Below are 25,505 nucleotides of genomic sequence, written 5' to 3' on the forward strand. Positions count from 1 at the left end.
TATACTTAAGGCTATTGTTATTTTTTACCTTTGTTAATAGTGTCTACAATGGCGTTGTATAGTAAAGAATATGTATATTGGCTTTCTTCCGAAAACTTAATATTGTCTACTGACTGGGTATCCACAATTTGCTTTGAAATATCTTCAAAAGCTGGTTCTACTAAAGGATACATAGTCGTTATCGCATCGCTTATGTTGTCCACCGTAATAGAATTAATGTGATTGCTATCAAGAGTGACAGTTACCTCCATTGGATTTCCGTTCAGTGTGACACAGGAGGTATATACTCCGGCCTCATATTGCCCTGAGGAACTTTTTTCCTTTTTTTCATCACTGTTTCTATTACAAAACATAAAAATTAATGAAATCACAAGAACAATACCAAGGAGTACAAATACTACGGTGTATATAAGCTCCTTTAAATGAAATACCATGAATTTTGGACTTTTTCCCATACTGACTCCTCACTTTAAATTTGATTATATTCTAATTTATTAATGTCAGGGGCAAAGTATGACAAAAGTATGTGTTGAAATTGACACATCCTATATACTATACTTAAATATAGATTTTGAAACACATCAGGTGTTTCAAAATCGTAGTTGACCAGCCCCGAAGGGGCGTGATTTGCGAAGCAAATTTTTGAAACGGTAATCCTATACCGTTTCAAAAGTCATAGAAAGAAACACATCAGGTGTTTCAAAAGTTATAAGTTATAGATTTTGAAATGATATTGGGGAGGAAAATATGTCATTACAGTTTATTATAGGAAGGGCAGGCTCAGGAAAGTCTACTTTGTTATATAAGAATTTAATAGATACATCCATGAATAATCCGGATAAAAATATCCTTGCAGTGGTTCCGGAGCAATTTTCCATGGAAACCCAAAAGCAGATACTTACAATGATTAACGAGGAATATGGACTAGGAGGTAGTTTTAACATAGAAGTTACCAGTCTTAACCGTCTGGCATATTTAATATTTGAAGAGCAGGGTATAATTAATTACAAGGTAATGGATGATTTGGGGAAATCCCTTGTTATAAGAAAAGTGCTGGAACAGTGTAAAAAGGAGCTTATTATATACAAAAATAAAACAGCAATGCCGGGATTTGTGGAAAAGGTAAAGTCGGTTTTGTCAGAGCTTAAGCAATATTACATATCAGATACAGATATGGATAATATGCTTGATTTGTGTGGAAGAAGACCGGCTCTTTATCATAAGCTAAAGGATATTTTAGTGATTAGAAAAGCCTTTGATGAGTACATACAGGATAAAATGATAACAACAGAGGATGTGCTGGAGATATTTTGCAAATATGTGGGACAATCTGAAATTATAAAAAATACCTATTTTTATTTTGACAGTTTTACAGGATTTACGCCAATTCAGTATAAAGTATTGGAATTGTTAATGAAGTATTCAAAAGGCGTTATGGTAAGTATTACTTTGCCTGAAAATGAGAAAGATTTTACCACATTTAATAAATATGAGTTGTTTTCCTTAAGCAAGGAAACCATAGCAAAACTTAAAACTTTAGCTAAAAGAAATAATGTAAACATAAATGAAACATTAATTGCCGGAGAAGGTAAGGTTCCTTATAGAATAAAAAATAATAAAGCATTATGCCATATTGAAGAAAACATTTTCAGAAATAAGAAATTGGAAAAAACTGAAAATTATAATGATGCCATTGAAATCTACTCCCTGCCAAATCCCCGCAGTGAAGTAGCTTTTGTGGTGGCAAAAATTTCAGATTTAATTGTAAATAAAAACTACAGATACAACGATATTGCCATAATTACCGGAGATATGGCAAACTACTATATTTATTTAGAAGAAGAACTGAAAAAATATGATATTCCGGCGTTTATTGACCACAAAAGAGATATTTCATCTAATCCTTTTGTGGACGGGATTATAGCAGTGCTTGACGTAATAGCAATGGACTTTTCTTATGATGCTGTTATGAGAATGTTAAGACTTAATTTGCTGGAAATAAACAGAAATGACATTGATGTTTTTGAAAATTATATTAGAAGATTTGGTCGTCGCGGTTTTAAAAGTTATTCTGCTAAATGGGAAAAATGTTATAAGGGATTTGAAGAGAGACTTGTTACGGTTAATAATGTAAGGGAGAAAATATATAATGATATTTTAGCTTTAAGAACCACTCTTAAGGACAAAAAAGCTACAATAAAAGATTTCACCTTAGCACTTTATAATTTTATTCTTTCCACTAACATGGAAAAAAGAATAAATGATTACGTAGATATGTTTGAAAAAGATAATAAACCTGAACTATCAAAAGAATATCAGCAGATATATGGGGTTATTATTTTAATGCTTGAAAGAATTGTTAATTTAATGGGGGAAGAAACAGTTTCTCCAAAGGAATATGTGGAAATATTAAAGGCGGGATTTTTAGAGGCTAAAGTAGGAATAATACCTCCCGGATTAGATACCCTTATGGTGGGAGATATTGAAAGAACAAGACTTAAGGATACAAAGAAGATTATTTTCTTTTTAGGAGTTAATGACGGAATTATTCCTAAAATGGCAACCAATGGTGGAATAATTACAGATTCAGACAGGGATTTCCTTAAAGCAGATGAAAAGGAAGGCTTTGTTTTAGCCCCTACAGCCAGAGAAAATATATTTAAGCAGAAGGTTTATTTATATTCACTTTTAGCAAAGCCTACGGAAAAAGTCATTCTTACCCTTAGTAAGACTGACAATGCAGGAAAGACTCTTAGAAAATCATATTTAATAAGCGATTTGCAAAAAATGTTTTCAGACTTAAAAATTAAGGATGAAGAAAAATATGCAAATAGTCTTGAAGAAATAACAACTAAAAGAGAGGCATTAGATTATATTGCAGCCAATGCAGGAGAATACAAATCAGGAAAGGAAGACAGGCTTTTTGAAGTTCTTTGTTCCGTATTATCTGATGATGCAGATGCTAAGAAGTGTCTTAAATTAATTAAAAAAGGAACATTTTATAAGGGAAGACAGCCTTATCTCAGCAGGGAAAATGCCAGAAAGCTATACGAAGATAAGGAAAACATAGGTATAACCAGATTAGAAAAATATGCAGCCTGCGCCTATTCCCAGTTTTTAAGAAATGGTCTTAAGTTAGGAGAAAGAAGAGAATATGAGATAGCTGCTTATGACATTGGAAATTTATATCATGAGGTAATAAATAAGTTTTTTGTTAATGTGCAAAAAGAAGGATTGCATTGGGAAAATTTAGAAAAGGAAACCTATAATGCCATCCTTAATAATTGCGTTGTGGATACAATGGAAAATTATGAAAATGACGCATTAGACAGTTCTGCACGTAACATTTTTATTAAAAATCAGGTTAGGGAAACAGCAGAAAAAACAATTGATGTGTTGATTAGACATATTGATTCCGGAGATTTTGTGCCGTCAGAATATGAGCTTAGAATCACTCATGGAAGAATTGACAGGGTAGATACCTATGAAAAAAATAATGAAATTTTTGTAAAGGTTATAGATTATAAATCAGGAACAACGGAATTTAATGTTACAGATACCTTTTTTGGAATGCAGATGCAGCTTATGGTTTATTTAAAGGATGCCATGGAATTTGAAAAAAAGAAAAATCCCGATAAAACTGTCCTTCCGGGAGCAGGACTTTATTTCCATATTCAAAATCCATATATTGACCGCCCGGATATAAGAAAAGTAAGGGAAGAATACAGAAAAAAAGGCACAAAGGAAACAGTATCTGATGAAGAATTAATGGAAGAAAAAGTTCAGGATGAGCAGTATAAATGCTATAGAATGAGTGGACTTGTAAATTCTGATTTTAATGTAATAGAAGCAATTGATAAGGAATTGTCACAGGCAACAGGTAATTCTAAAATAATTAAAGTAGGAACCACAAAAACAGGATTAAGCAGCAGAAGTACAGTGATTGAAAGCAATAATTATATGAAATTCATAAATCATGTTTATGATATGGCTGAAAATATGCGAAAGGATATTATTGATGGCAATATTCAGATTAATCCTACGGAAAACGCCTGCACTTACTGTCCATATGGTGGCGTGTGCGGTTTTGACCTAAAGGTTGGAGACAGATACAGACAATTAGAAAAATTAGACTTAAAACAGGTTATTAGCCGTCTAAACACTGAGGAAAATAAAGGAGAGTAAATATGAAGTGGACAGATAAACAGTTAGATGTAATTAATACAAGAAACAGAAATATTTTAGTATCAGCAGCAGCAGGCTCCGGAAAAACCGCAGTTTTAGTTGAGAGAATTATTAATATGATTACTGATGAAGAAAGTGATGTAAACATCGACGAGCTTCTTGTGGTTACTTTTACCAGGGCGGCGGCTTCTGAAATGAAGGAACGTGTAAGGGCTGCCCTTGAAGAAGCGATAGAAAAAAATCCTGACAATGAAAATATTATTAAACAGCTTTCACTTATTCATAATGCGGATATATCTACCATAGACAGTTTTTGTGCAAAGATTGTAAGGGAAAACTTTGACAAAATAGATTTAGATCCTAATTTCAGAATTGCCGATGAAACTGAAATAAAAATGATTAAGGCGGATGTTATAGGAGAAATGCTTGAAGACTATTATTTAGAGGCAGATGAAAAGTTTATGAGTCTGGCAAAACAGTATTCGGCAGGAAGGCTTAAAGATAATATTGAAGAATTAATTGAACAGTTATACAAAAATGCCTGCGGTCACAGTGACCCGGAAAAATGGGTAAAAAACAGCGGAAATATATATAATATTAAAACTTTAGAAGAATTTGAAAATTCAGAGCTTTTAGGAGAAATAGTTAATTTTGCCAAATTAGAGTTAGATGGCATTTTAGAAGATTTAAATACGGCACTTAAAATTTCCATGGAAACAGACGGACCGGGATGCGTGGATGGATTGACCCAGCTTATGGAAAGCATTTCTGAAATACAAAAGCAGAATAATTACAATAAAATGCGTCTGGCGTTTAGAGGTGTTAAAAGTGTCACCTTAAGAGGTGCAAAGGGATGTGATGAGGCAAAGAAAAAGCAGGTTCAGGATATAAAGAAAAAGGCCATGGACAGGCTTGGTAAATTAGAATCGGAATTGTTTGAACATACTGTTGAAGAAATGGCAGCTGATATTATAAAAAGTCATGACAGTGTCTCTATGATAATTAAATTAACCCTTGATTTTATGAAACGTTTTGCAGATAAAAAAGGGGAAAAGGGAATAATGGACTTTAATGACCAGGCGCATTTTGCTTTAAAGATATTACTTTCTGAAGATGAAAAGGGAAATGTATATCCTACAGATGTGGCAAGACAAATGGCAGAAAATTACAAGGAAATTATGATTGATGAATATCAGGACAGCAATTACGTTCAGGAGGATATTTTAAACAGCGTTTCAAAAGGTCAGGGAGTAAATAATATTTTCATGGTTGGTGACGTAAAACAAAGTATTTACAGATTCAGACAGGCGGAACCGGGACTTTTTTTGCATAAGTATGACACATATTCTCAGGATTTAACTAAAGACTGCTGTAAAATAATTTTAGATAAAAACTTCCGAAGCAGAAGGGAAGTTATAAACAGTGTTAATTATATATTTAATTATATTATGACGGAAAAAGTAGGAGGGATAAATTACAAAAACGGAAACGGACTTACATGTGGTGCAAAATACGATGACTCCATTAATAAGCAGGATAATTCTACTGAAATTTTTATGGTAGAAGGAGAGGGAAGGGAAGATGAAGCAGATTTTGTGGCAAAAAAAATACTCGAAATAACAGACCCGGAAAATGGTCTTAAAATAACAGAAGAGGGGCAAAATAAAAGAAGGGTAAAATATAGCGATATTACCATACTTTTAAGAAGTCTTAAGGGGGTAAGCGATATTTACCTTCAGGCATTAGAGGATAATGGAATACCGGCAGTGGCAGATTCTAAAACAGGATATTACCGGACTATAGAGGTTAGGACAGTAGTTAGTGCATTGTCAGTTATTGACAATCCATATCAGGATATTCCTTTAGCAACAATTTTAATAAGTCCCATGTTTTCATTTACGGAAAATGAGCTGGCAGTAATTAAGGCTGAAAACATCTGTGAATATCTGTATGACAACCTTTTACTGTATAAGGAAACGGGTTCTGATGCAGAAATTAAAGTAAAGGTTAAGGGGTTTTTGGATTTCCTTGATGATTACAGAAAACGTAGTGTATATATAAAAGTGTATGAGCTTATAGAACAGCTGGTAAATGAAACAGGCTATGATTATTATATTTCATCCATGCCGGGAGGAAAAAGAAGGCATCTAAATATTGAGGCTTTAAAAGAAAAAGCCGTGGCATATGAAAATATTAGTTACAAAGGTGTATTTAATTTTATCAGATATATAGAAAAATTACAGTATTTAGACAGCGACGACGGTGAGGCAGGAATTAGTCAGGAAAATGATAATACGGTAAAAATAATGTCCATACATAAAAGTAAGGGACTTCAATTTCCGGTGGTGTTTTTGTGTGACACCAACGGTGGCGGCAGAAATGACACAGACAAAATCGTGGTAGATGACAATGGAAATATTGGCGTTGACATGATAGATGAAAATTTGAAAGTAAAGTCACCAACTATTGTAAAAAGACTTATAAGGAGAAAGAACAAACAGGAGGATATGGCGGAGAGGCTTAGAATCCTTTATGTTGCCCTTACAAGAGCAAAGGAAAAGCTGATTATTACCGGTGTCACAAAGAAACTTACAAAGACTATTTCTGATTTAAAGGAAAGTATGTATAACGTAAAGGATGAAATGTCATACTCAAACATTGTTAATGCACCAAATATGTTTACGTGGATTGGTAAAACCGTGGCTAAAAACAAGGCTTTTGACACCATAGCGGAAAGAGAGTTTAATGGAACAAAGGCCAGGGATGAAATGTATAATGCAGAGGCAGACATTGTAATAAATACGGTGGAAGCGGAAGATATGTTATATCAGGAAGGAAAGGCTCTTATTAAGGATGAAATTGACAGCAAAAAGTTTGATAGGATTTTTAATCTAAAAGCTGATAATGGAGATGATGTTAAGAAAAAATTTGACTTTACATACCAATATTTAGATGATGTTACTTTACATTCAAAGGCAAGTGTAACGGAAATAAAGAAGCAAAGTATGGCTTATGTAGAGGAAATTGATGGAAATCAGGAGTTTCATAAGGAAACTGAAGTGCCGGAAATAATACCGGATTTTGCCAGAGAAGATATATCGGGCAATGAAACATTATACGGTGCAGAACGGGGAACCGCATATCACAGGGTATTTGAACTTCTTGATTTTGACATGGAGGAATATACCATAGATACCGTTAAGGAAATGATAGAATCCTTTGTGGATAAAGGGCTTATGACTAAAGAACAGGCAGGGTGTATTTACTATAAAGATATAATTTCATTTACAAAAACTGATTTGTTTAATAGAATGAAAAAGGCATATAAGAAAGGTAAGCTTTACAGGGAGCGGAAGTTTCTGTTAGGAGTTAAGGCTAATGAAATAAATGGCAGGTCAAATTCAGATGAAACAATGATAATTCAGGGTATAATTGATGTATGCTTTGAAGAAGATGGTGAGTTTGTTATTGCTGATTACAAAACAGATAAGGTTAAAACCATGGAGGAACTTGATAAACGTTATCATGTGCAGTTAGAATGTTATAAGCTTGCCATAGAGAGAATTTCTCAAATAAATGTTAAGGAAATGATAATTTATTCTGTGACATTAGGTAAGGAAGCAGAGATTAAAAAAGAAGATAAAGGAGAATGACAATGATTTTTCCAGAGTTTATAAAACCGGGAGATACTATAGGTGTTACAGCTACTTCCGGAGGAATAATTAATGAGTTAAAACAAAAAAGAGTTGCAAATGCAACAGAACAATTAAAAAGTAAAGGATACAATGTTAAATTAACAGATAATGTATATAAGTCAGATAGCAGAGGTTGCAGCTCTACGGGAATGGAAAGGGGAAAACAGTTTAATGAATTAGTGTCAGATAAAAATGTTAGAGCTGTTTTTTCCGCAGCTGGTGGAGATTATCTTATGGAAATGCTTGATTATGTGGATTTTGAGCAGTTTAAGAATAATCCAAAGTGGTTTCAGGGATTTTCAGATAATACGGGACTGGTATATCCCATTGTAACAACCTGTGATGTGGCAGCAGTGTATGGATGCCATATAGGCGATTTCGGAATGAATCCGTGGCAAAAGCCGGTGGAGAATGCTTTGGGAGTATTAGAAGGAAAAGTTAAGGTTCAAAAATCTTTTGACTATTACGAATCCCAACGCCATGAATATGTTACAGGTTATGAGGGATATTATAATGATGAAAAAGTAAGCTGGGTAAACGGCCGTGGCGAGGAAAAAATAGAAATATCAGGGCGGCTTTTAGGAGGGTGCCTTGATGTTATAGCTTTCCTTATTGGTACTAAATATGACGGAACACAACAATTTGTGGAAAAATATAAAAAAGATGGTATAATATGGGCGTTGGAAAGCTTTAATATGGAGGATGTTGTTTTAGTAACCCATTTGTGGCAGATGAAGGAAAGAGGTTATTTTAAACATGCAAAGGGCTTTGTTTTTGGAAGACCTTTAATGTATAATTCGTGGATTGAACAGCCATATAAGGAAGCTATAATGTCCATACTTGGAGATTTAGATGTGCCGGTTATTTTTGATGCAGATATTGGTCATAAGGGACCACAGTTTTCAATAATAGAAGGTGCGTTGGCAAAAGTAAGTAGTACAGGCGGAAAAGGAGTTTTACAATATGCTTGAACTTAGAGATATTAAATTTAGTGTTAAAGAAGATGATGGAAAACAAAAAGATATAATTAATGGGATCAGCCTTAAAATTGATGAAAGTAAGTTTGTTGCCATAACAGGTCCTAACGGAAGTGGTAAATCCACACTGGCTAAGCTTATTGTAGGAATAATTAAGCCTACATCAGGTAAAATCATATACAATGGAACGGATATAACAGATATGTCCATTTCAGACAGGGCAAAATTAGGAATAAGCTTTGCTTTTCAGCAGCCTGTAAGATTTAAGGGAATAAAGGTAATTGACCTTCTTAGAATGGCTTCAGGAAAGCAGTTGTCCATAAGCGAAGCCTGTGAGTATCTGTCAGAGGTAGGTCTTTGTGCAAGGGATTATATAAACAGAGAGGTAGATGCAAGTCTTTCCGGTGGTGAATTAAAAAGAATAGAAATTGCCACAATTATTGCAAGAGGAACGGAATTATCTGTTTTTGATGAGCCGGAGGCAGGAATTGACTTATGGAGCTTTAACAGCCTTATTAAAGTATTTGAAAAGATGCAGCATAAGAACACTAACTCTATTCTTATAATATCCCATCAGGAGAGAATATTAGATATTGCAGATGAAATAATTCTTCTAGTGGATGGAAAGATAAGGGCACATGGAGATAAAGAGGAAATCATGCCTCTTGTTTTAGGAAATAATAACAATGTCTGTGAAAAATTACAGGCGTAAGGAGTGGTAATATGGATAAGATACAGATGGAATTATTTGAGCAGCTGACGGGACTTCATGAAATACCACAGGGTGCTTATAATATAAGGGCAAACAGCAAAAAGGACAGTAGAAATACTACTGAAAACATAAATATAGTAACTAAGGAAGACAAGGATGGCATAGATATATATGTGAAGCCGGGAACCAAAAATGAAAGTGTTCATATTCCTGTAGTTATCAGCAAAACCGGTTTAGAGGAATGCGTATATAACGATTTCCACATAGGTGAAGGTGCCGATGTTCTTATTGTGGCAGGATGTGGAATTCACAACAGTGGGGATAAACTGTCTAAGCATGATGGCATTCATACATTTTACATTGGGAAAAATGCCAGGGTAAAATATGTGGAAAAGCATTATGGTAAGGGAGACGGAAACGGCGAAAACGTAATGAATCCTACAACTATAGTTAATATAGAAGAAGGTGGATTTATGGAAATGGAAACGGTGCAGATAAAAGGCATTGATTCAACAGAAAGGGTAACATCGGCAAAACTTGACAAAGATGCAAAAATAGTAATTACCGAGCGTATTATGACCCACGGAAAACAGCATGCAACAACCCGTTTTAATGTGGACATGAATGGAGACGGCTCCAGTGCAAACGTTATTTCCCGTTCAGTGGCAAGAGACGATTCAAGACAGACATTTTTCTCGGTAATTAACGGAAATGCCAAGTGCAATGGACATTCAGAGTGCGACGCCATTATTATGGACAATGCAAAAATAAGTGCTATTCCGGAAATTACTGCAAATGATTTAGAGGCTTCCCTTATTCACGAGGCAGCAATAGGAAAAATTGCCGGAGAGCAGTTAATTAAGCTTCAGACATTAGGTCTTACTGAACAGGAAGCGGAAGAACAGATTGTTAATGGATTTTTAAGATAAAGGATAATTCATGGAAAATATAAGAAAAATTGCCGTTTTAACCAGCGGTGGAGATGCCCCGGGAATGAATTCAGCCATTCGTGCGGTAGTTTTTAGTGCCTGTAATTTAGGCATTGAAGTAGTTGGTATACTTCGTGGTTACGACGGATTAATAGATTTTGAAACTGCTCCTCTTAGTATGGATGATGTAAGAAACATAAACAACAGAGGAGGCACTATACTTTTTACCAGTAGAAGTGACAGATTTTTAAAAAAGGAATATAGAGAAAAGGCGGCGTTAAATCTAAGGGAAAACGGCATTGATACATTAGTGGCAATTGGAGGCGACGGTACTCTTCGTGGTGCAATTGATTTTAAGGAAGAAGGTATAAATGTTATATGTATTCCGGGAACAATTGACAGAGACATGGGGTGCAGTGAGTATACCTTAGGATTTGATACTGCCGTAAATACTGCCACAGAGGCAATTGACAAAATCAGAGATTCTTCAATATCTCACGGACGATGTAGTGTTGTGGAGGTTATGGGAAGAAAAAAAGGATATATTGCATTGTGGTCAGGGATGGCGGCATCAGCAGATGCCATATTGTTACCGGAAAAATGGCAGGGAGATTTTGACAGTGTTACTGATGCCATAAAGAAGCATCATACTGACGGACGGGACTGTTATTTAGTTGTAGTTGCGGAAGGCGTAACAGATGCAGAAGAATTGGCAAAGCTTATTCAGGAGAAAACCGGCATAGAATCAAGGGTGTCTGTTTTAGGATATATTCAAAGAGGTGGACAGCCATCGGCAAAGGACAGAATGTATGGTTCACTTATGGGAGCTTACGCTGTTGAGATTTTAAAAGAAAGCAGAAAAAACCGTGTAGTAGCTATTAAAAATGATTTGCTGGTAGATTATGATTTAGAAGAAGCATTGTCACTGAAAAATAACAGTTTAGATTCTTTCCAGTATCAGTTAAGTTTGAGATTATCAGAATAGTAAAATATTATATTAGAGAAGAAGGCAGAGAAATGAATAGAAGTAAATCAGAAACGACCCGTAGTATAGACATAGTAAATGGTGGTTTATGGAAAAATATTTTGATGTTTGCCATTCCACTGGCTGTAAGTAGTGTTTTGCAGCAGTTATTTAATTCTGTGGATGTGGCAGTAGTGGGAAAATTTGCCACCAGTCAGGACCAGGCAGCAGTAGGATGTACAGGTGCCCTTATTAATCTAATGATTAATTTGTTTGTAGGTATTTCAGTAGGAGCAAATGTTGTCATTTCCAATTATTTAGGCAGTAAAAAGGATGATAAAGTTAAAAGTGCCGTACATACATCAATTGTTATAGCTTTGGTAAGTGGCATTTTTTTACTTGTGATAGGAATTATTGTGGCACGACCGGTTCTTGTTTTAATGGACACTCCCGCAGACACTTTGAATCTGGCAGTAGATTACATGAAAATATACTTTCTTGGTATGCCTTTTATTATGCTATATAATTTTGGCGCAGCTATATTAAGAAGTATCGGAGATACAAAACGCCCCCTGTATTGCCTTACAGTGGCAGGTGTTTTAAATGCAGCCCTTAATCTTTTTCTTGTTATTGTTTTTCATCTTGGAGTAACAGGTGTTGCAATTGCAACAGTTATTTCTAATATTGTAAGTTCATTAATGATTACATATATACTTATTCATGAAAATGAACCTGTTAAACTTTCTGTTAAGAAATTAGGCATTTCAAAGCAGGATTTAAGTAAAATATTAAAAATAGGTGTGCCGGCAGGAATACAGGGAATGGTATTTTCTTTTGCCAATGTATTTATTCAGGCGGCTCTTAACGGATTTGGTTCTGATGTGGTGGCAGGTTCTGCGGTGGCACTTAATTATGAATTTATTATATATTTTATAGTTAGTGCTTTCAGTCAGACAGCGGTAACCTTTGTTAGCACTAACTTTGGTGCAGGAAATTATGACAGAGTTAAAAAAGTATTCCGTATATGTATGATATACAGCGTAGTGATTTCACAGGCTTTGGGAATAATTGTGGCATTAAACGGTTTCTTTTTTGCTTCAATATTCACTTCAAAAGCGGCAGTGGCAGGCTATGCAGTAACAAGAATGAGATTGCTACTGTTCTTTTATCTTTTAGTAAGCTCCTATGAAATAGGTGGTGCAGCCCTTAGAGGAATGGGACACTCCATGACACCGGCAGCCCTTACGGTATTTGGAACCTGTGTATTGAGATTAGTATGGATATACACTGTTTTTGTAAAATATCATTCATATGATGTTTTGCTTATTGTATATCCTGTTTCATGGATTATAACGGGAGTTGCGGTATTAGCGGCATACGTTTATGTAAGTAAAAAGGAATGTAAAATATGATATATAAATTAGAGGATACAAAAACTGTAAACTATCTGTTTGAAAAATGGGATGAAGGAGTAATATGGGGATGCCTTGAAAAAGTTATGGGAGATATATATGTGGATAATTTAAATAATCCTACGTCTGCCATGGCTATTTTAGGGGATTTCTGCTATTTTGCAGGAAAATTAAATGAAGAATTAGTAATGTTTAAACCGGATAAATTTAAAAATTCCATTATTATGGTGCCGGAAGATACAGAATGGGGCACCTTAATTGAAAAGTGCTTTGGAAACAAGGCAGAAAAAACAACCAGATATGCAATGAAAAAGGAAAAAGGTGTTTTTAATGTAGAGCATTTAAAAAGCATTGCAGAAGGTTTATCAAAGGAATATGAAATAAAAACAATTGATGAAAAACTATACAATGCCTGTTTTAAGGAGCAGTGGAGCAGGGACTTTGTAGCACAATATGATACATATGAAATGTACAGTGAAAAGGGAATGGGTGTTGCAATATTAAAGGATGGAGAATTAATTTCCGCTGCATCCTCTTATTCCAGATTTAAGGATGGAATTGAAGTGGAAATTGCTACAAGAAAAGATTACAGACACAAAGGTCTTGCAAGCATATGTGGTGCTAAATTAATTCTTGAATGTATCAAAAAAGGATGGTATCCAAGCTGGGACGCAAGAATAATGTGGTCAGTAAAAATGGCAGAAAAATTAGGATATCATTTTTCCCATGAATATGTGGCATATAATGTTAATTATAATGATTAGTTTAAAAATAAGGCACAAATTTTTTACAATTATTTCAATCGCACACTATTGACAGTATGCGATTAAAGTGTTAGTATATTCACTACTTCGGAGGATATTATGAATAAGATAACAGATAAGAGGAAAGATTGCTTTTATATGATAAAGCAGTTGCATGATAACATTGAAAAAAACGCCAATAATTTATTAAAAAAATATGATTTAACAATGATGCAGCTTGGAGCATTAATGAGGTTAAATAAAGATGGAGGGGGAGAATGCACCCTGAAAGAATTTGAAAAATTATTGCATTTGGCACAATCTACCACAGCAGGTATTGTAAAGAGATTGGAACAGAAAAAATTTGTTGAGTGTTTTGGTGATTCCCTTGATAAGAGAATAAAAAAGGTTCGTATTACCGCAGAAGGAATAAAGCTTTGCAGTATTGCAGCCGTAGATATGGAACATGCAGCTAAAAAATATACAAAAGGCATTTCAAAGGAGGAGCTTAATACATTTGTAAATGTAATAATAAAGCTGTGTGAAAACGCAGATAGTTAATAGTATGTAGAGGAGACTAATAGATGTTTAAACTTTTTAAGAATTTAGAGAAAAAAGACAGATGTTTTATTTTAATGGCTTTAGTTTTCATTGTAGCCCAGGTATGGCTTGATTTGAAACTTCCGGATTACATGTCTGAAATTACAGTGTTAGTTGAAACCCCTGACAGCAGTATGCAGGACATTTTAATTGCAGGAGGGAAAATGCTTGCGTGTGCTTTTGGAAGTTTGGTTTCAGGTATTTCAGTGGCAGTATTAGCGGCTAAGTCAGGTATTGATTTTGCTGCAACCATCAGAGAAAAGTTGTTTCATAAGGTACAGGATTTCTCCATGGAGGAAATTGGAAAGTTTTCCACAGCCAGCCTTATAACAAGAACTACTAACGATGTATCACAAATTCAGATTTTAATTGTAATGGGACTTCAGGCAATTGCCAAGGCACCTATTATGGCTGTATGGGCAATACTTAAAATTTATAATAAAAGCTGGCAGTGGACGGCATCTACAGGAGTTGCACTGGTAATTTTATTATTAATTGTTATTACATGTATTGTTCTTGCATCTCCGAAATTTAAAAAGATGCAGGTATTAACTGATAACTTAAACAGGGTTACAAGGGAAAATCTTACAGGATTAAATGTAATAAGAGCATATAATGCAGAAGAGTATCAGGAAGAAAAGTTTGAAAAGGCTAACAATGAACTTACATCTGCTAATATGTTTGCAAACAGAACCATGGCATTTCTTATGCCGGGAATACAGGGGGTAATGAATGGTCTTACCCTTGCAATATATTGGATAGGGGCAATATTAATTAATAATGCGGCAATGAATAAGAAACTTACATTATTTTCAGATATGGTTGTATTTTCTTCCTATGCAATGCAGGTTATTATGGCGTTTATCATGCTGGTTATGATTTTTATGATTTGGCCTAGGGCATCAGTAGCTGCAAATCGTATCACAGAAGTTTTAGATACTGATATAACCATAAAAGACGGTAGCTTAGATGGAGATACTAAGGAAAAAGGCACTGTTGAGTTTAAAAATGTATCTTTTGCATATCCTGATGCTGCGGCAAATGTTGTGGAAAATATCAGTTTTAAGGCAAATAAAGGTGAAACAATAGCTTTTATTGGAGCTACAGGATGTGGAAAAAGTACGGTAATTAATCTTATTCCAAGGTTTTATGATGTAACAGACGGAGAAGTGTTAGTTGACGGAATAAACGTTAAAGATTACAAACAAAATGAACTTAGAAATAAAATAGGATATGTTTCCCAAAAGGCAATTTTATTTTCCGGGGACGTAGAATCAAATGTTGCATATGGTGATAATGGGAAGAAAGATGCTACGCCTGATGAGGTAAAGGAAGCCGTAAAAATTGCATGCGCAGATGATTTTGTGGAAAATCTCAAGGATAAATACCATGGTTATGTGGCACAGGGAGGAGATAATTTCTCAGGTGGACAAAAACAGCGTTTATCAATAGCAAGAGCTATAGCAAAGAAGGCAGAAATACTTATTTTTGATGACTCATTTTCAGCTCTTGATTATAAAACTGACAGAAAGCTGCGTACGGCTTTGAAAAAACAGTGTAGCGACACTACGAAAATAATTGTAGCCCAGAGAATAGGAACCATAAGGGATGCAGATTTAATTATTGTGTTAGATGGCGGAAAAATCGCAGGAAAAGGAACTCATAGTGAGTTAATGGAATCCTGTGAGGAATACAGACAAATCGCATACTCTCAGTTATCAAAGGAGGAATTGGCGTAATGGAAGGTAGAACAACAAATAGAAGAGGAATGAGACATCCGGGAATGCCTGTAGCAATGTCAAAGGAAAAGGTAACGAAAGGCACATGGAGCAAGCTCCTTAAATACTGTAAGAATTATTGGGCGTTTATTATAATTGCAATAATATGTGCCTGTGGAGGAACGGTTTTAACATTGATTGGCCCTGATAAGATATCGGAAATTACAGATACCATTACAAAAGGTATAATGCCTAATGCCAAAATGGATATGGATAAAATTAAGTCAACAGCAATGATTTTGGCTGTTTTATATGGTGTTGGTGCCATTCTTTCAGCAACTCAGGGATTTATAATGTCAACAGTTACACAGTGTGTGTCAAGAAAACTTAGAAATGACATTTCAGTAAAAATTAATAAGCTTCCCATGAATTACTATCATCATAATTCCACTGGAGATGTGTTATCCCGTGTTACGAATGATGTAGATATGATTGCTACATCTCTTAACATGAGTATCGGAACAATGGTTTCTGCTGTTACATTGTTTGCAGGTTCTCTTATAATGATGATAAAAACAGATGTTGTAATGACCATTGCCGGAGTTCTTTCAACATTATTAGGCCTTGTCCTTATGATGGTTATTATGAAACATTCCCAGAAATATTTTACAAAGCAGCAGATGAATCTTGGAGCAATAAATGGTCATATAGAAGAAATATATTCAGGTCATACAGTGGTAAAAGCCTATAATGGAGAAGATAAGGCAAATAAGCAGTTTGATGAATTAAATGAAGCTTTAAGAAACAGTGGCTTTAAGGCACAGGCAATGTCAGGACTTATGATGCCTTTAATGACTTTTATTGGTAATTTCGGTTATGTTACAGTTTGCGTGGTAGGAGCTGCCCTTGCCATGAATGGAAATATTTCTTTTGGTGTTATTGTTTCGTTTATGATGTATATAAGATATTTTACCCAGCCATTGTCACAGTTAGCCCAGGCATTTCAGCAGTTGCAGTCGGCAGGTGCCGCATCATCCCGTGTTTTTGAGTTTTTAGGTGAAGAGGAAATGCAGGATGAAAGTAATAAGAAGGCAATAATTACCAATACCAAAGGTGATGTGGAGTTTTCTCATGTACGATTTGGGTATGAGCCTGACAAAATAATAATAAATGATTTTTCGGCTAAGGCGAAGGCAGGTCAGAAAATAGCCATAGTAGGGCCTACAGGTGCAGGAAAAACTACACTGGTTAATTTGTTAATGCGTTTTTATGAAATAAACAGTGGTGAAATAAAAATCGACGGAGTATCCACAGCAGATATTAAAAGAGAGGATGTTCACTCAAAATTCTGTATGGTATTACAGGATACATGGTTGTTTGAAGGAAGTATCAGGGAAAACCTGATTTATTGTTCAGAAAATAAATCAGAGAAAAAAATGAGGGAAGCATGTAAGGCAGTTGGTCTTGACCACTTTATAAGAACACTTCAAAATGGATATGATACTATTTTAAATGATCAGATTAACCTGTCTCAGGGACAGAAACAGCAACTTACAATAGCCAGGGCAATGATAGCTGATAAACCTATTTTGATTTTAGATGAGGCTACAAGTTCTATTGATACAAGAACTGAGCAGAAAATCCAGAAAGCCATGGATGAACTTATGAAGAACAGAACATCCTTTGTAATTGCCCACAGATTGTCTACAATAAAAAATGCGGATTTAATTCTCGTATTAAAGGATGGAGATATTATTGAAAGTGGAAATCATCAGGAGCTTATGAGCAAAAACGGATTTTATGCAGATTTGTATAACAGTCAGTTTGAACAGGCATGTTAATGTATTATTTTATTAGAAGAGGGAAATATGGGGGAAAAATCAGATAATTCGCTTAGTTTGGCGTTGGAAATCCCACAGGAGGAATTAATGAAATCTCAGGGATTAATGACAGGTTTTGATTCAGAAGAGGATGTATGGGAACTTATTGTAAGGTATACAGGAAATTTAGATAAAGTAAGGGAAATAAACGGCGTAGATGTTAGAGAGCTTTCTAACGGCTATGCCGTTTTAAATGTAAAAAAGGAATTGATAGATGAAGTGGCTAATGTGGAGGAGATTACCTACATTGAGAAGCCTACAGCACTTATATTTTCACTGCTTAGGGGAAAACAGGCATCCTGTATAAATGAGGTACAGCAGACCTTTGCAAATAATGAAAACAATGGTCTTTTTGGAGAAGGAGTGATAGTGGGAATAGCTGACAGTGGCATTGATTTTACCCATGAGGCTTTTAGAAATCAGGATGGAACCACAAGAATACTTAATTTGTGGGACCAGACAAATGACAGAGTTTATAATGCAGAAGAAATTAACGAGGCTTTAAAATCAGAAAATCCATATGAATCGGTAAATTCCGTGGATTATTCAGGACACGGAACCCATGTGGCAGGAATTGCAGCAGGCAATTTTGCTGAAAATAAAAATGATAATCTGGGAATCGCAACAAAAAGCAGTCTTGTAATTGTAAAGATGGCTTTAGCAGGGGAGAGGTCGTTTCCAAGAACAACTCAGTTAATGGAGGCCGTTGATTATATGATAAAGGTGGCGGAAAGCTATAAAATGCCTTTGGCGATGAACTTAAGCTTTGGCAATAGCTATGGTTCTCATGATGGCACATCTCTTCTTTCTACTTATTTGGATTCCATGGCTGACGGTAGAAGGGTATCCATATGCGTGGGGGCGGGAAATGAGGGAGACAGTGCCGGTCATGCAGGAGGATATGTATTTGAGCCTACAGATGTGGAAGTTCAGGTATCACGTTTTCAAAAGGCATTTAGTATTCAGTTATGGAAAGACTTTTCAGATGAATTTAGGGTACAGATAATTGCACCTTCAGGCTTTATTATAGATGTGACTGAAATTTATAACAGGGCACATAAATATGAGACAGATGAGACAAATGTTTATGTGTTTTATGGGACTCCTAAGCCTTATACCCAGTATCAGGAAATATATTTTGAACTTATACCGGTTTCAAATTATGTGAAATCAGGAATATGGACCATAAGACTTACACCTGAAAATATAGTTACGGGACGATATGATATGTGGCTTCCGGAAGGAGGAATTATAAACGAAAATACCTCATTTTTAAGACCTGACCCTGATATAACACTTACGGTTCCTTCCACGTCTTCAAAGGTAATAAGTGTTGGAGCATATAATTCATCTAATGATGTAATGGCATCCTTTTCAGGACGGGGATTTACCAGAGAAACAAATCAGGTAAAACCGGATATTGTGGCACCGGGAGTGAATATAAGTTCGGCATCAAATACGGGGGGAGTATCCGTAAGAACCGGAACATCCATGGCAACCCCTTTTGTGTGTGGCAGTGCGGCCTTAATGATGGAATGGGGGATAGTTCGGGGAAATGATCCTTTTCTGTACGGGCAGAAATTGAAAAGTTATCTTATAAAGGGAAGCAGAAAACTTCCGGGATTTACAAGGTGGCCTAACGAACAGGCAGGGTGGGGAGCTTTGTGTGTTTCAGAGAGTATACCTAAATAATATACTTTAAATATTTTCACTATTGACGATTAAATATAGACGCAATAAAATTTACAACGGTGTGGGCGATTAACTATTCAGTAGAACATAAAAATACCATATTGGATACTGTCTGTTGAATGGCAATATGTGTTACAAAGAAGGAAAGAAACATGAAATGGAAACACATTTTAGCAATCGGACTGTCGGCAGCAATGGTTATGTGTACAGTATTAAAAGAGGGAACAATCGTATATGCAAATACTGAAATGGACGCAATAAGCCATGGTGGGAAAACTTTTGAAGCAGCTGGTATTCAGGTAGAAGATGGAGAAAATCCCGAAGGTGCTTTTAGCGATTGTACATCTTTGAAGAAATTTGATTTTTCAGATGTAAGTCGTATTGAAAAATAAGCATTTTATAATTGTAGCAGCCTTGAAAACCTTAAAATACCGGACACGGCAAATACCATTCCAGAGGGAGCATTTGCAGATCGCTCTAATCTTAAAACTATTATTTTACCTAAGTCTGTCAGCAGTTTCGCAAAGAATTTTATCATAGATTTTAGTCCGGTAAAAAGGAACAGCAGTAATTACTGTGAAGTCAGGAAGAAAAACTATAAAGTGCAAAATTACAGTAAAATAAATTAATTTTTAAAATATGCGGTTTAAAGACATTTGTGTGGCGGACAGCCGCATATTTTTTACGTATTTCAAGTGCAAAATACAGTATATTGGTAACATTGACATTAAATAATCAGGTTATATAATAATTTAGAACATACAAAATAATCATATATAGGAGAAAAGATGAAATATATACGACAACTTTTAATTATACTTGGAATATCCTTTGCAGGAGAAGTCTTAAAATATATACTTCCCCTTCCGATTCCTGCGGGAATATATGGTATGGCAATATTATTTATTGGATTAATGACAGGATTAATTAAATTAGAAGCAGTTAGGGAAACGGGAAAATTCCTTATTGAGATTATGCCGTTAATGTTCATTCCGGCAGGAGTGGGATTAATGAATAGCTGGGGAAAGCTTGCATCGGTGCTTGTCCCTGTATGTATAATCACGGCTGTTACCATTATAACGGTAATGGTTGCCACAGGCAGAATGTCCCAGTGGATTATAAGAAAAAGCAGAAATAAGGAGACAGATAGGGATGAATGATTTTTTTAGAGAGTCAATGTTTGCCGGCGTAACTTTAAGTTTGGTGGCATATTTAATAGGAACATTGTTAAAAAAGAAGTTTAAATTGGGAATTTTTAATCCCCTATTAATTTCAATTGTGGTATCAATAGTGGTTCTGGTTGTAGGAAAAGTTGATTATTACACTTACAATGAGGGGGCAAAATACTTAAGCTGGCTACTGACTCCGGCAACAGTGTGTCTTGCAATACCTCTTTATGAGCAGTGGGGATTACTCCTTAAAAATTTTAAGGCGGTTATGTTAGGACTTGTGGCAGGTACAATAACAAGTCTTACAACAGTTCTGGCATTAGCCTTGATTTGTGGTTTGTCTCATGAAGAATATGTAACTTTACTTCCAAAATCCATAACAACAGCCATAGGAATGGGTGTATCGGAGGAGTTGGGAGGATATGTAACCATAACTGTAGCTGTAATAATTATTACCGGTGTATTGGGAAATATTTTTGGAGAATTAATTTGCAAAATATTTAAAATTGATGAACCGATTTCTAGGGGACTGGCTTTTGGTGCCTCATCCCATGCAATAGGAACTGCGAAAGCCTTGGAAATAGGTGAGGTTGAAGGGGCAATGAGCAGTCTTGCCATAGCGGTATCAGGAATACTTACGGTAGCACTGTCATCATTATATGCAAATTTTATGTAATAGAAGATTAATTATAAAATTAGGAGAATGAGGATATATGATAATAACAATAGCAAGAGAATGTGGATGTAATGGAGATGATATTGGAAGATTTTTAGCTGAAAAATACAATATTCCCTGTTACACCAAAAAAGAACTGGAAAAAATTGCAAAGAAAGAACATATTTACGAAAAATATCCTTTTTTCTTTAATGAAGTATCCCTTGAATTAATGATGGATACTGTAGCAGATGAAATGAAACAGCACTTAAGAAACACGCCGAAAGAGGCTCTTGGGAAAACTGTCAAAAATGGTGATTTTGTTATCATTGGAAGGGCATCAAATTATGCTTTTAGGGACAGGGACGATGTTGTAAGAATATTTTTATGTGGTGAAAAAAAACAGCGCATTAGAAATATTGCAATAAAACATAATGTGTCTGAAAGAAAGGCAGGAATAATAGTTGATGAGACAGATAACAGAAGAAGGAGTTATCACAAATATTATACAGGAGAAGAGTGGGGGTATGCAGGTAATTATGATATGTGCCTGAATGCAATAAAACTGGAAAAAACAGGAATAGGCGAAATGATTGATGAATATTTAAAGTTAAAGAATGTATAATAATGTAGGATTTCTAAAAAATAAATAATCATGTTGCATATTATTTTAATAAAGTATATAATTATATTTAACAAAATAATATGACAAATTAATATTGACAAGGATAGGATAATGTACTATCATAATAACGAACAACAGTTCGATTAAAATAAGCGAGGATTAATATGAATAAAGAAGATAAGTTAAAGGCATTAGATGCAGCTATATCACAGATTGAGAAGCAGCATGGTAAGGGTGCCATTATGAAATTAGGTGATTCAGGTAATAAGATGAATGTTGAATCACTTCCTACAGGTTCATTAAGTTTGGATTTAGCTTTAGGTATAGGAGGAATTCCAAGGGGCAGAATTATTGAGATATATGGTCCGGAGTCCAGTGGTAAGACTACGGTTGCGCTACATATGATTGCTGAAACACAGAAGAGAGGTGGAGTGGCAGGCTTTATTGATGCGGAACATGCACTTGACCCGGTATATGCCAAGGCTATAGGTGTGGATATTGATAATTTATATATTTCTCAGCCGGATTATGGCGAGCAGGCATTAGAGATTACAGAGACTATGGTTAGATCCGGAGCTGTAGATATTATTATAGTGGACTCAGTTGCTGCTCTTGTACCTAAGGCTGAGATAGATGGAGATATGGGGGATTCTCATATGGGACAGCAGGCAAGACTTATGTCACAGGCACTTAGAAAGCTTACGGGAATAGTTAATAAAACAGGATGTTCAGTTGTGTTTATTAACCAGTTAAGAGAAAAAATCGGTGTTATGTTTGGAAATCCGGAAACAACAACCGGTGGACGTGCGTTGAAGTTCTATGCATCAGTCAGACTTGATGTTAGAAGAGTGGAGACACTTAAGGCAGGTGGTGAAATGGTAGGTAACCGTGCAAGAGTTAAAGTGGTTAAGAATAAGGTTGCACCACCATTTAAGGAAGCAGAATTTGACATTATGTTTGGAAAGGGAATATCAAGAGAAGGTGATATTCTTGATTTGGCAGCTAACTGTGGAGTTGTAATAAAGAGCGGATCATGGTATGCATATAATTCTGAAAAGATTGGTCAGGGAAGAGAGAATGCAAAAAAATACCTTCTTGAAAATCCGACCATTATGGAAGAAATAGAGACAAAAGTACGTGATTTTTATGCATTAGACGGCAGTGAGGAAAAAGATGCCGATAATAATACTGAAACGGAGTAATATTGCAACAACATGTATACTGTAGTAAAAACTATACCGAAGGGTAGTCGGATTCAAATTACATTGGATAATGGCATCTCCTTTATTCTATATAAAGGGGAGGTCAGAAGATACAAAATCAGTGAGAATGCCACCATAGATGAAAAGTCATATAATGAGATTTGGGAGATATTATATAAGAGGGCCAGAGAAAGGGCACTTTATATATTAGATGACGGGTATAAGACTAAAAAGCAGATATATGATAAGTTAAAATCCGGCAATTATCCTGAGGATATTATTCAATCGGTCATTTCATATCTTTTAGAATATAATCTGATAGATGACTTAAGATATGCCGGTCTCTATATTGAATATAAGTCCGAATCTAAAAGTAAAAGACAGATAGTTCAGGATCTTATGACTAAAGGCATAAAAAAGGATGTTATTGATAAGGCCTTTGAAGAAAGCGATTATACAGACGAACATTCTCTTAATAAAATATTGGAAAAAAGAATTAAGAGGTATAATCTTGAAGAACCAAAAGAATTACAGAAGTTATATCGTTATCTTGTAGGAAAAGGATATAATTATAATGATGTAAAATCGGCTGTGAGACAATATTCTCATGATACGGATATGTCATTATAGGAGGAAATGTGCTATCAGCCAAACTGTCTGGTAGCACATTTTTGTTACATTTTTGTCACATAACCGGTGAGATTGCTTGACATAACTTGGTTAATAAAGTAAAATGGATATGTTGTGATGTACAATGAAAACTAAATAAGGAGGTGCTCCTGTGAGTGATACTACTTGGACACTCTTATGCGTTGGAATTGCAGTTGTAGTTGCTTTGATTTCAGCTTTTGTGGCAGTTACAATCAGAAAAAGTACTGTTGAAAAGAAGATAGGCTCAGCAGAGGATAAGGCTCGTGAAATTATTGATGAAGCCATTAAGACAGCTGAAGCTAAGAAAAAAGAGGCACTTTTGGAAGCTAAAGAGGAAAATCTTAGAACCAAAAATGAACTTGACAAAGAAATCAAAGAACGAAGAGCAGAAGTTCAACGTTATGAGAAACGAGTTCTTAACAAGGAAGAGTCTGTTGAAAAGAAGTCAGATGCACTTGAGAAGAAAGAAAATAGTCTTAAAGCTCATGAAGAAGAGTTAAAAGAGACTAAAGCTAAAGTAGATAAGTTAAACGAACAGCGCGTACAGGAACTTGAAAGAATCTCTGGATTAACCTCCGAACAGGCAAAAGAATATTTATTAAAAACTGTTGAAGAAGAAATTAAAATTGAAACTGCAAAATTAGTTAAGGAATTAGAAGCACAGGCAAAAGAAGATGCTGATAAGAAAGCTAGAGAGCTTGTTGTAAATGCTATTCAGAAATGTGCTACAGATCATGTTTCTGAGACTACGATTTCTGTAGTTTCACTTCCTAATGATGAAATGAAAGGTAGAATAATTGGTAGAGAGGGACGTAATATTAGAACTCTTGAATCACTTACAGGTGTTGATCTTATTATTGATGACACACCGGAAGCAGTTGTTTTATCAGGATTTGATCCTATTAGGAGAGAGGTGGCAAGAATCGCCTTAGAGAAGCTTGTTGTAGATGGTAGAATCCAGCCTACGCGAATCGAGGAAATGGTTAATAAGGCTAAGAAAGAAGTTGAAACCATGATTCGTGAAGAAGGAGAGGCAGCTACACTTGAAGTGGGAGTACATGGTATACATCCGGAATTGGTTAAACTTTTAGGAAAGATGAAGTTTAGAACCAGTTATGGTCAGAATGCACTGAAGCATTCTATTGAAGTGGCACATTTATCAGGCTTACTTGCAGCTGAATTGGGCTTAGATGTAAGAGTAGCCAAGAGAGCGGGTCTGCTTCATGATATAGGTAAGGCAGTTGACCATGAAATGGAAGGAACACATATACAGTTAGGTGTTGATTTATGTAGAAAATACAAGGAATCGGCGGTTATCATTAATGCTGTGGAAGCACATCACGGTGATGTTGAACCGGAAACACTTATAGCTTGTATCGTTCAGGCGGCAGATGCTATTTCTGCAGCAAGACCGGGTGCAAGACGTGAGACACTTGAGACATACACAAACAGATTAAAACAGTTAGAAGATATTACAAACTCATACGAAGGAGTTGAAAAATCTTTTGCCATTCAGGCAGGTAGAGAGGTTCGAGTTATGGTTATCCCTGAAAAGGTTTCAGATGCTGATATGGTTATTATGGCTAGAAATATTTCAAAGCAGATTGAAAGTGAATTAGAATATCCTGGTCAGATTAAGGTAAATATTGTAAGGGAATCAAGAGCCATTGATTACGCAAAATAAATAATCTACATT

The 25,505-nt window shown here is 35.3% G+C and carries 20 protein-coding genes and 1 pseudogene; 20 read left to right on the forward strand and 1 reads right to left on the reverse strand.

Going from position 1 to position 25,505, the window contains the following annotated elements:
* Positions 1-17: 17 nt before the first annotated feature.
* Positions 18-455: a hypothetical protein gene (locus H8S00_RS07970; RefSeq protein ID WP_021953174.1), complete on the reverse strand. Its 438-nt coding sequence runs from the start codon at positions 453-455 to the stop codon at positions 18-20.
* 292 nt (positions 456-747) lie between these two features.
* Here H8S00_RS07970 and H8S00_RS07975 point away from each other — a divergent pair, with 292 nt between their 5' ends.
* From H8S00_RS07975 to rny, 20 genes and pseudogenes are all read left to right on the forward strand, one after another.
* Positions 748-4,185 carry a PD-(D/E)XK nuclease family protein gene (locus tag H8S00_RS07975; RefSeq protein ID WP_186840372.1) on the forward strand — a complete coding sequence of 1,146 codons (3,438 nt, stop codon included), beginning with the start codon at positions 748-750 and terminating at the stop codon, positions 4,183-4,185.
* A 2-nt stretch (positions 4,186-4,187) separates the two neighbouring features.
* Positions 4,188-7,838 carry a helicase-exonuclease AddAB subunit AddA gene (addA, locus tag H8S00_RS07980; RefSeq protein WP_186840373.1) on the forward strand — a complete coding sequence of 1,217 codons (3,651 nt, stop codon included), beginning with the start codon at positions 4,188-4,190 and terminating at the stop codon, positions 7,836-7,838.
* 2 nt (positions 7,839-7,840) lie between these two features.
* Positions 7,841-8,851 carry a S66 family peptidase gene (locus H8S00_RS07985; protein ID WP_186840374.1) on the forward strand — a complete coding sequence of 337 codons (1,011 nt, stop codon included), beginning with the start codon at positions 7,841-7,843 and terminating at the stop codon, positions 8,849-8,851.
* Positions 8,844-9,569, forward strand: a complete 726-nt coding sequence (locus tag H8S00_RS07990; protein WP_021953170.1) for an ABC transporter ATP-binding protein — start codon at positions 8,844-8,846, stop codon at positions 9,567-9,569. The genes H8S00_RS07985 and H8S00_RS07990 overlap by 8 nt, the downstream gene beginning before the upstream one ends.
* 11 nt (positions 9,570-9,580) lie before the next feature.
* Positions 9,581-10,498 carry a SufB/SufD family protein gene (locus H8S00_RS07995; protein ID WP_118588681.1) on the forward strand — a complete coding sequence of 306 codons (918 nt, stop codon included), beginning with the start codon at positions 9,581-9,583 and terminating at the stop codon, positions 10,496-10,498.
* Between the two features lie 10 nt (positions 10,499-10,508).
* Positions 10,509-11,483, forward strand: coding sequence for an ATP-dependent 6-phosphofructokinase (locus tag H8S00_RS08000; protein WP_118588680.1), 975 nt, complete (start codon positions 10,509-10,511; stop codon positions 11,481-11,483).
* A 32-nt stretch (positions 11,484-11,515) separates the two neighbouring features.
* Positions 11,516-12,874, forward strand: coding sequence for an MATE family efflux transporter (locus H8S00_RS08005; RefSeq protein WP_186840375.1), 1,359 nt, complete (start codon positions 11,516-11,518; stop codon positions 12,872-12,874).
* Positions 12,871-13,638, forward strand: coding sequence for a GNAT family N-acetyltransferase (locus H8S00_RS08010; protein ID WP_186840376.1), 768 nt, complete (start codon positions 12,871-12,873; stop codon positions 13,636-13,638). Before H8S00_RS08005 ends, H8S00_RS08010 begins: the two co-directional genes overlap by 4 nt.
* A 99-nt stretch (positions 13,639-13,737) precedes the next feature.
* Positions 13,738-14,178 (forward strand): MarR family winged helix-turn-helix transcriptional regulator, encoded by a 441-nt coding sequence (locus H8S00_RS08015; RefSeq protein WP_186840377.1) that lies wholly within the window; start codon positions 13,738-13,740, stop codon positions 14,176-14,178.
* Positions 14,179-14,201: 23 nt separating this feature from the next.
* Positions 14,202-15,956 (forward strand): ABC transporter ATP-binding protein, encoded by a 1,755-nt coding sequence (locus H8S00_RS08020; protein WP_186840378.1) that lies wholly within the window; start codon positions 14,202-14,204, stop codon positions 15,954-15,956.
* A complete protein-coding gene (locus tag H8S00_RS08025) occupies positions 15,956-17,776 on the forward strand; it encodes an ABC transporter ATP-binding protein (RefSeq protein ID WP_186840379.1) in 1,821 nt (606 codons plus the stop codon). The genes H8S00_RS08020 and H8S00_RS08025 overlap by 1 nt, the downstream gene beginning before the upstream one ends.
* A gap of 27 nt (positions 17,777-17,803) precedes the next feature.
* Complete coding sequence (locus H8S00_RS08030; protein ID WP_186840380.1) at positions 17,804-19,507, forward strand: S8 family peptidase; 1,704 nt, start codon at positions 17,804-17,806, stop codon at positions 19,505-19,507.
* Between the two features lie 152 nt (positions 19,508-19,659).
* A complete protein-coding gene (locus tag H8S00_RS08035; RefSeq protein ID WP_186840381.1) occupies positions 19,660-19,899 on the forward strand; it encodes a hypothetical protein in 240 nt (79 codons plus the stop codon).
* 12 nt (positions 19,900-19,911) lie between these two features.
* Positions 19,912-20,136: pseudogene (locus tag H8S00_RS14095) on the forward strand (leucine-rich repeat protein); the annotation flags it as partial.
* 159 nt (positions 20,137-20,295) lie between these two features.
* Complete coding sequence (locus tag H8S00_RS08045) at positions 20,296-20,667, forward strand: CidA/LrgA family protein (protein ID WP_021953161.1); 372 nt, start codon at positions 20,296-20,298, stop codon at positions 20,665-20,667.
* On the forward strand, positions 20,660-21,352 hold the full coding sequence (locus tag H8S00_RS08050; protein ID WP_021953160.1) for an LrgB family protein: 693 nt from the start codon (positions 20,660-20,662) through the stop codon (positions 21,350-21,352). Before H8S00_RS08045 ends, H8S00_RS08050 begins: the two co-directional genes overlap by 8 nt.
* Positions 21,353-21,389: 37 nt before the next feature.
* On the forward strand, positions 21,390-21,956 hold the full coding sequence (locus H8S00_RS08055; RefSeq protein WP_021953159.1) for a cytidylate kinase-like family protein: 567 nt from the start codon (positions 21,390-21,392) through the stop codon (positions 21,954-21,956).
* A 164-nt stretch (positions 21,957-22,120) separates the two neighbouring features.
* A complete protein-coding gene (gene recA / locus H8S00_RS08060) occupies positions 22,121-23,158 on the forward strand; it encodes a recombinase RecA (protein ID WP_021953158.1) in 1,038 nt (345 codons plus the stop codon).
* A 12-nt stretch (positions 23,159-23,170) separates the two neighbouring features.
* Positions 23,171-23,788, forward strand: a complete 618-nt coding sequence (locus H8S00_RS08065) for a regulatory protein RecX (protein WP_021953157.1) — start codon at positions 23,171-23,173, stop codon at positions 23,786-23,788.
* 151 nt (positions 23,789-23,939) lie between these two features.
* Complete coding sequence (gene rny / locus H8S00_RS08070; protein WP_021953156.1) at positions 23,940-25,493, forward strand: ribonuclease Y; 1,554 nt, start codon at positions 23,940-23,942, stop codon at positions 25,491-25,493.
* The last annotated feature ends 12 nt before the right edge of the window (positions 25,494-25,505 follow it).

The organism is Eubacterium segne (assembly GCF_014287775.1).
Classification (GTDB): Bacteria; Bacillota; Clostridia; order Lachnospirales; family Lachnospiraceae; genus Eubacterium_G; species Eubacterium_G segne.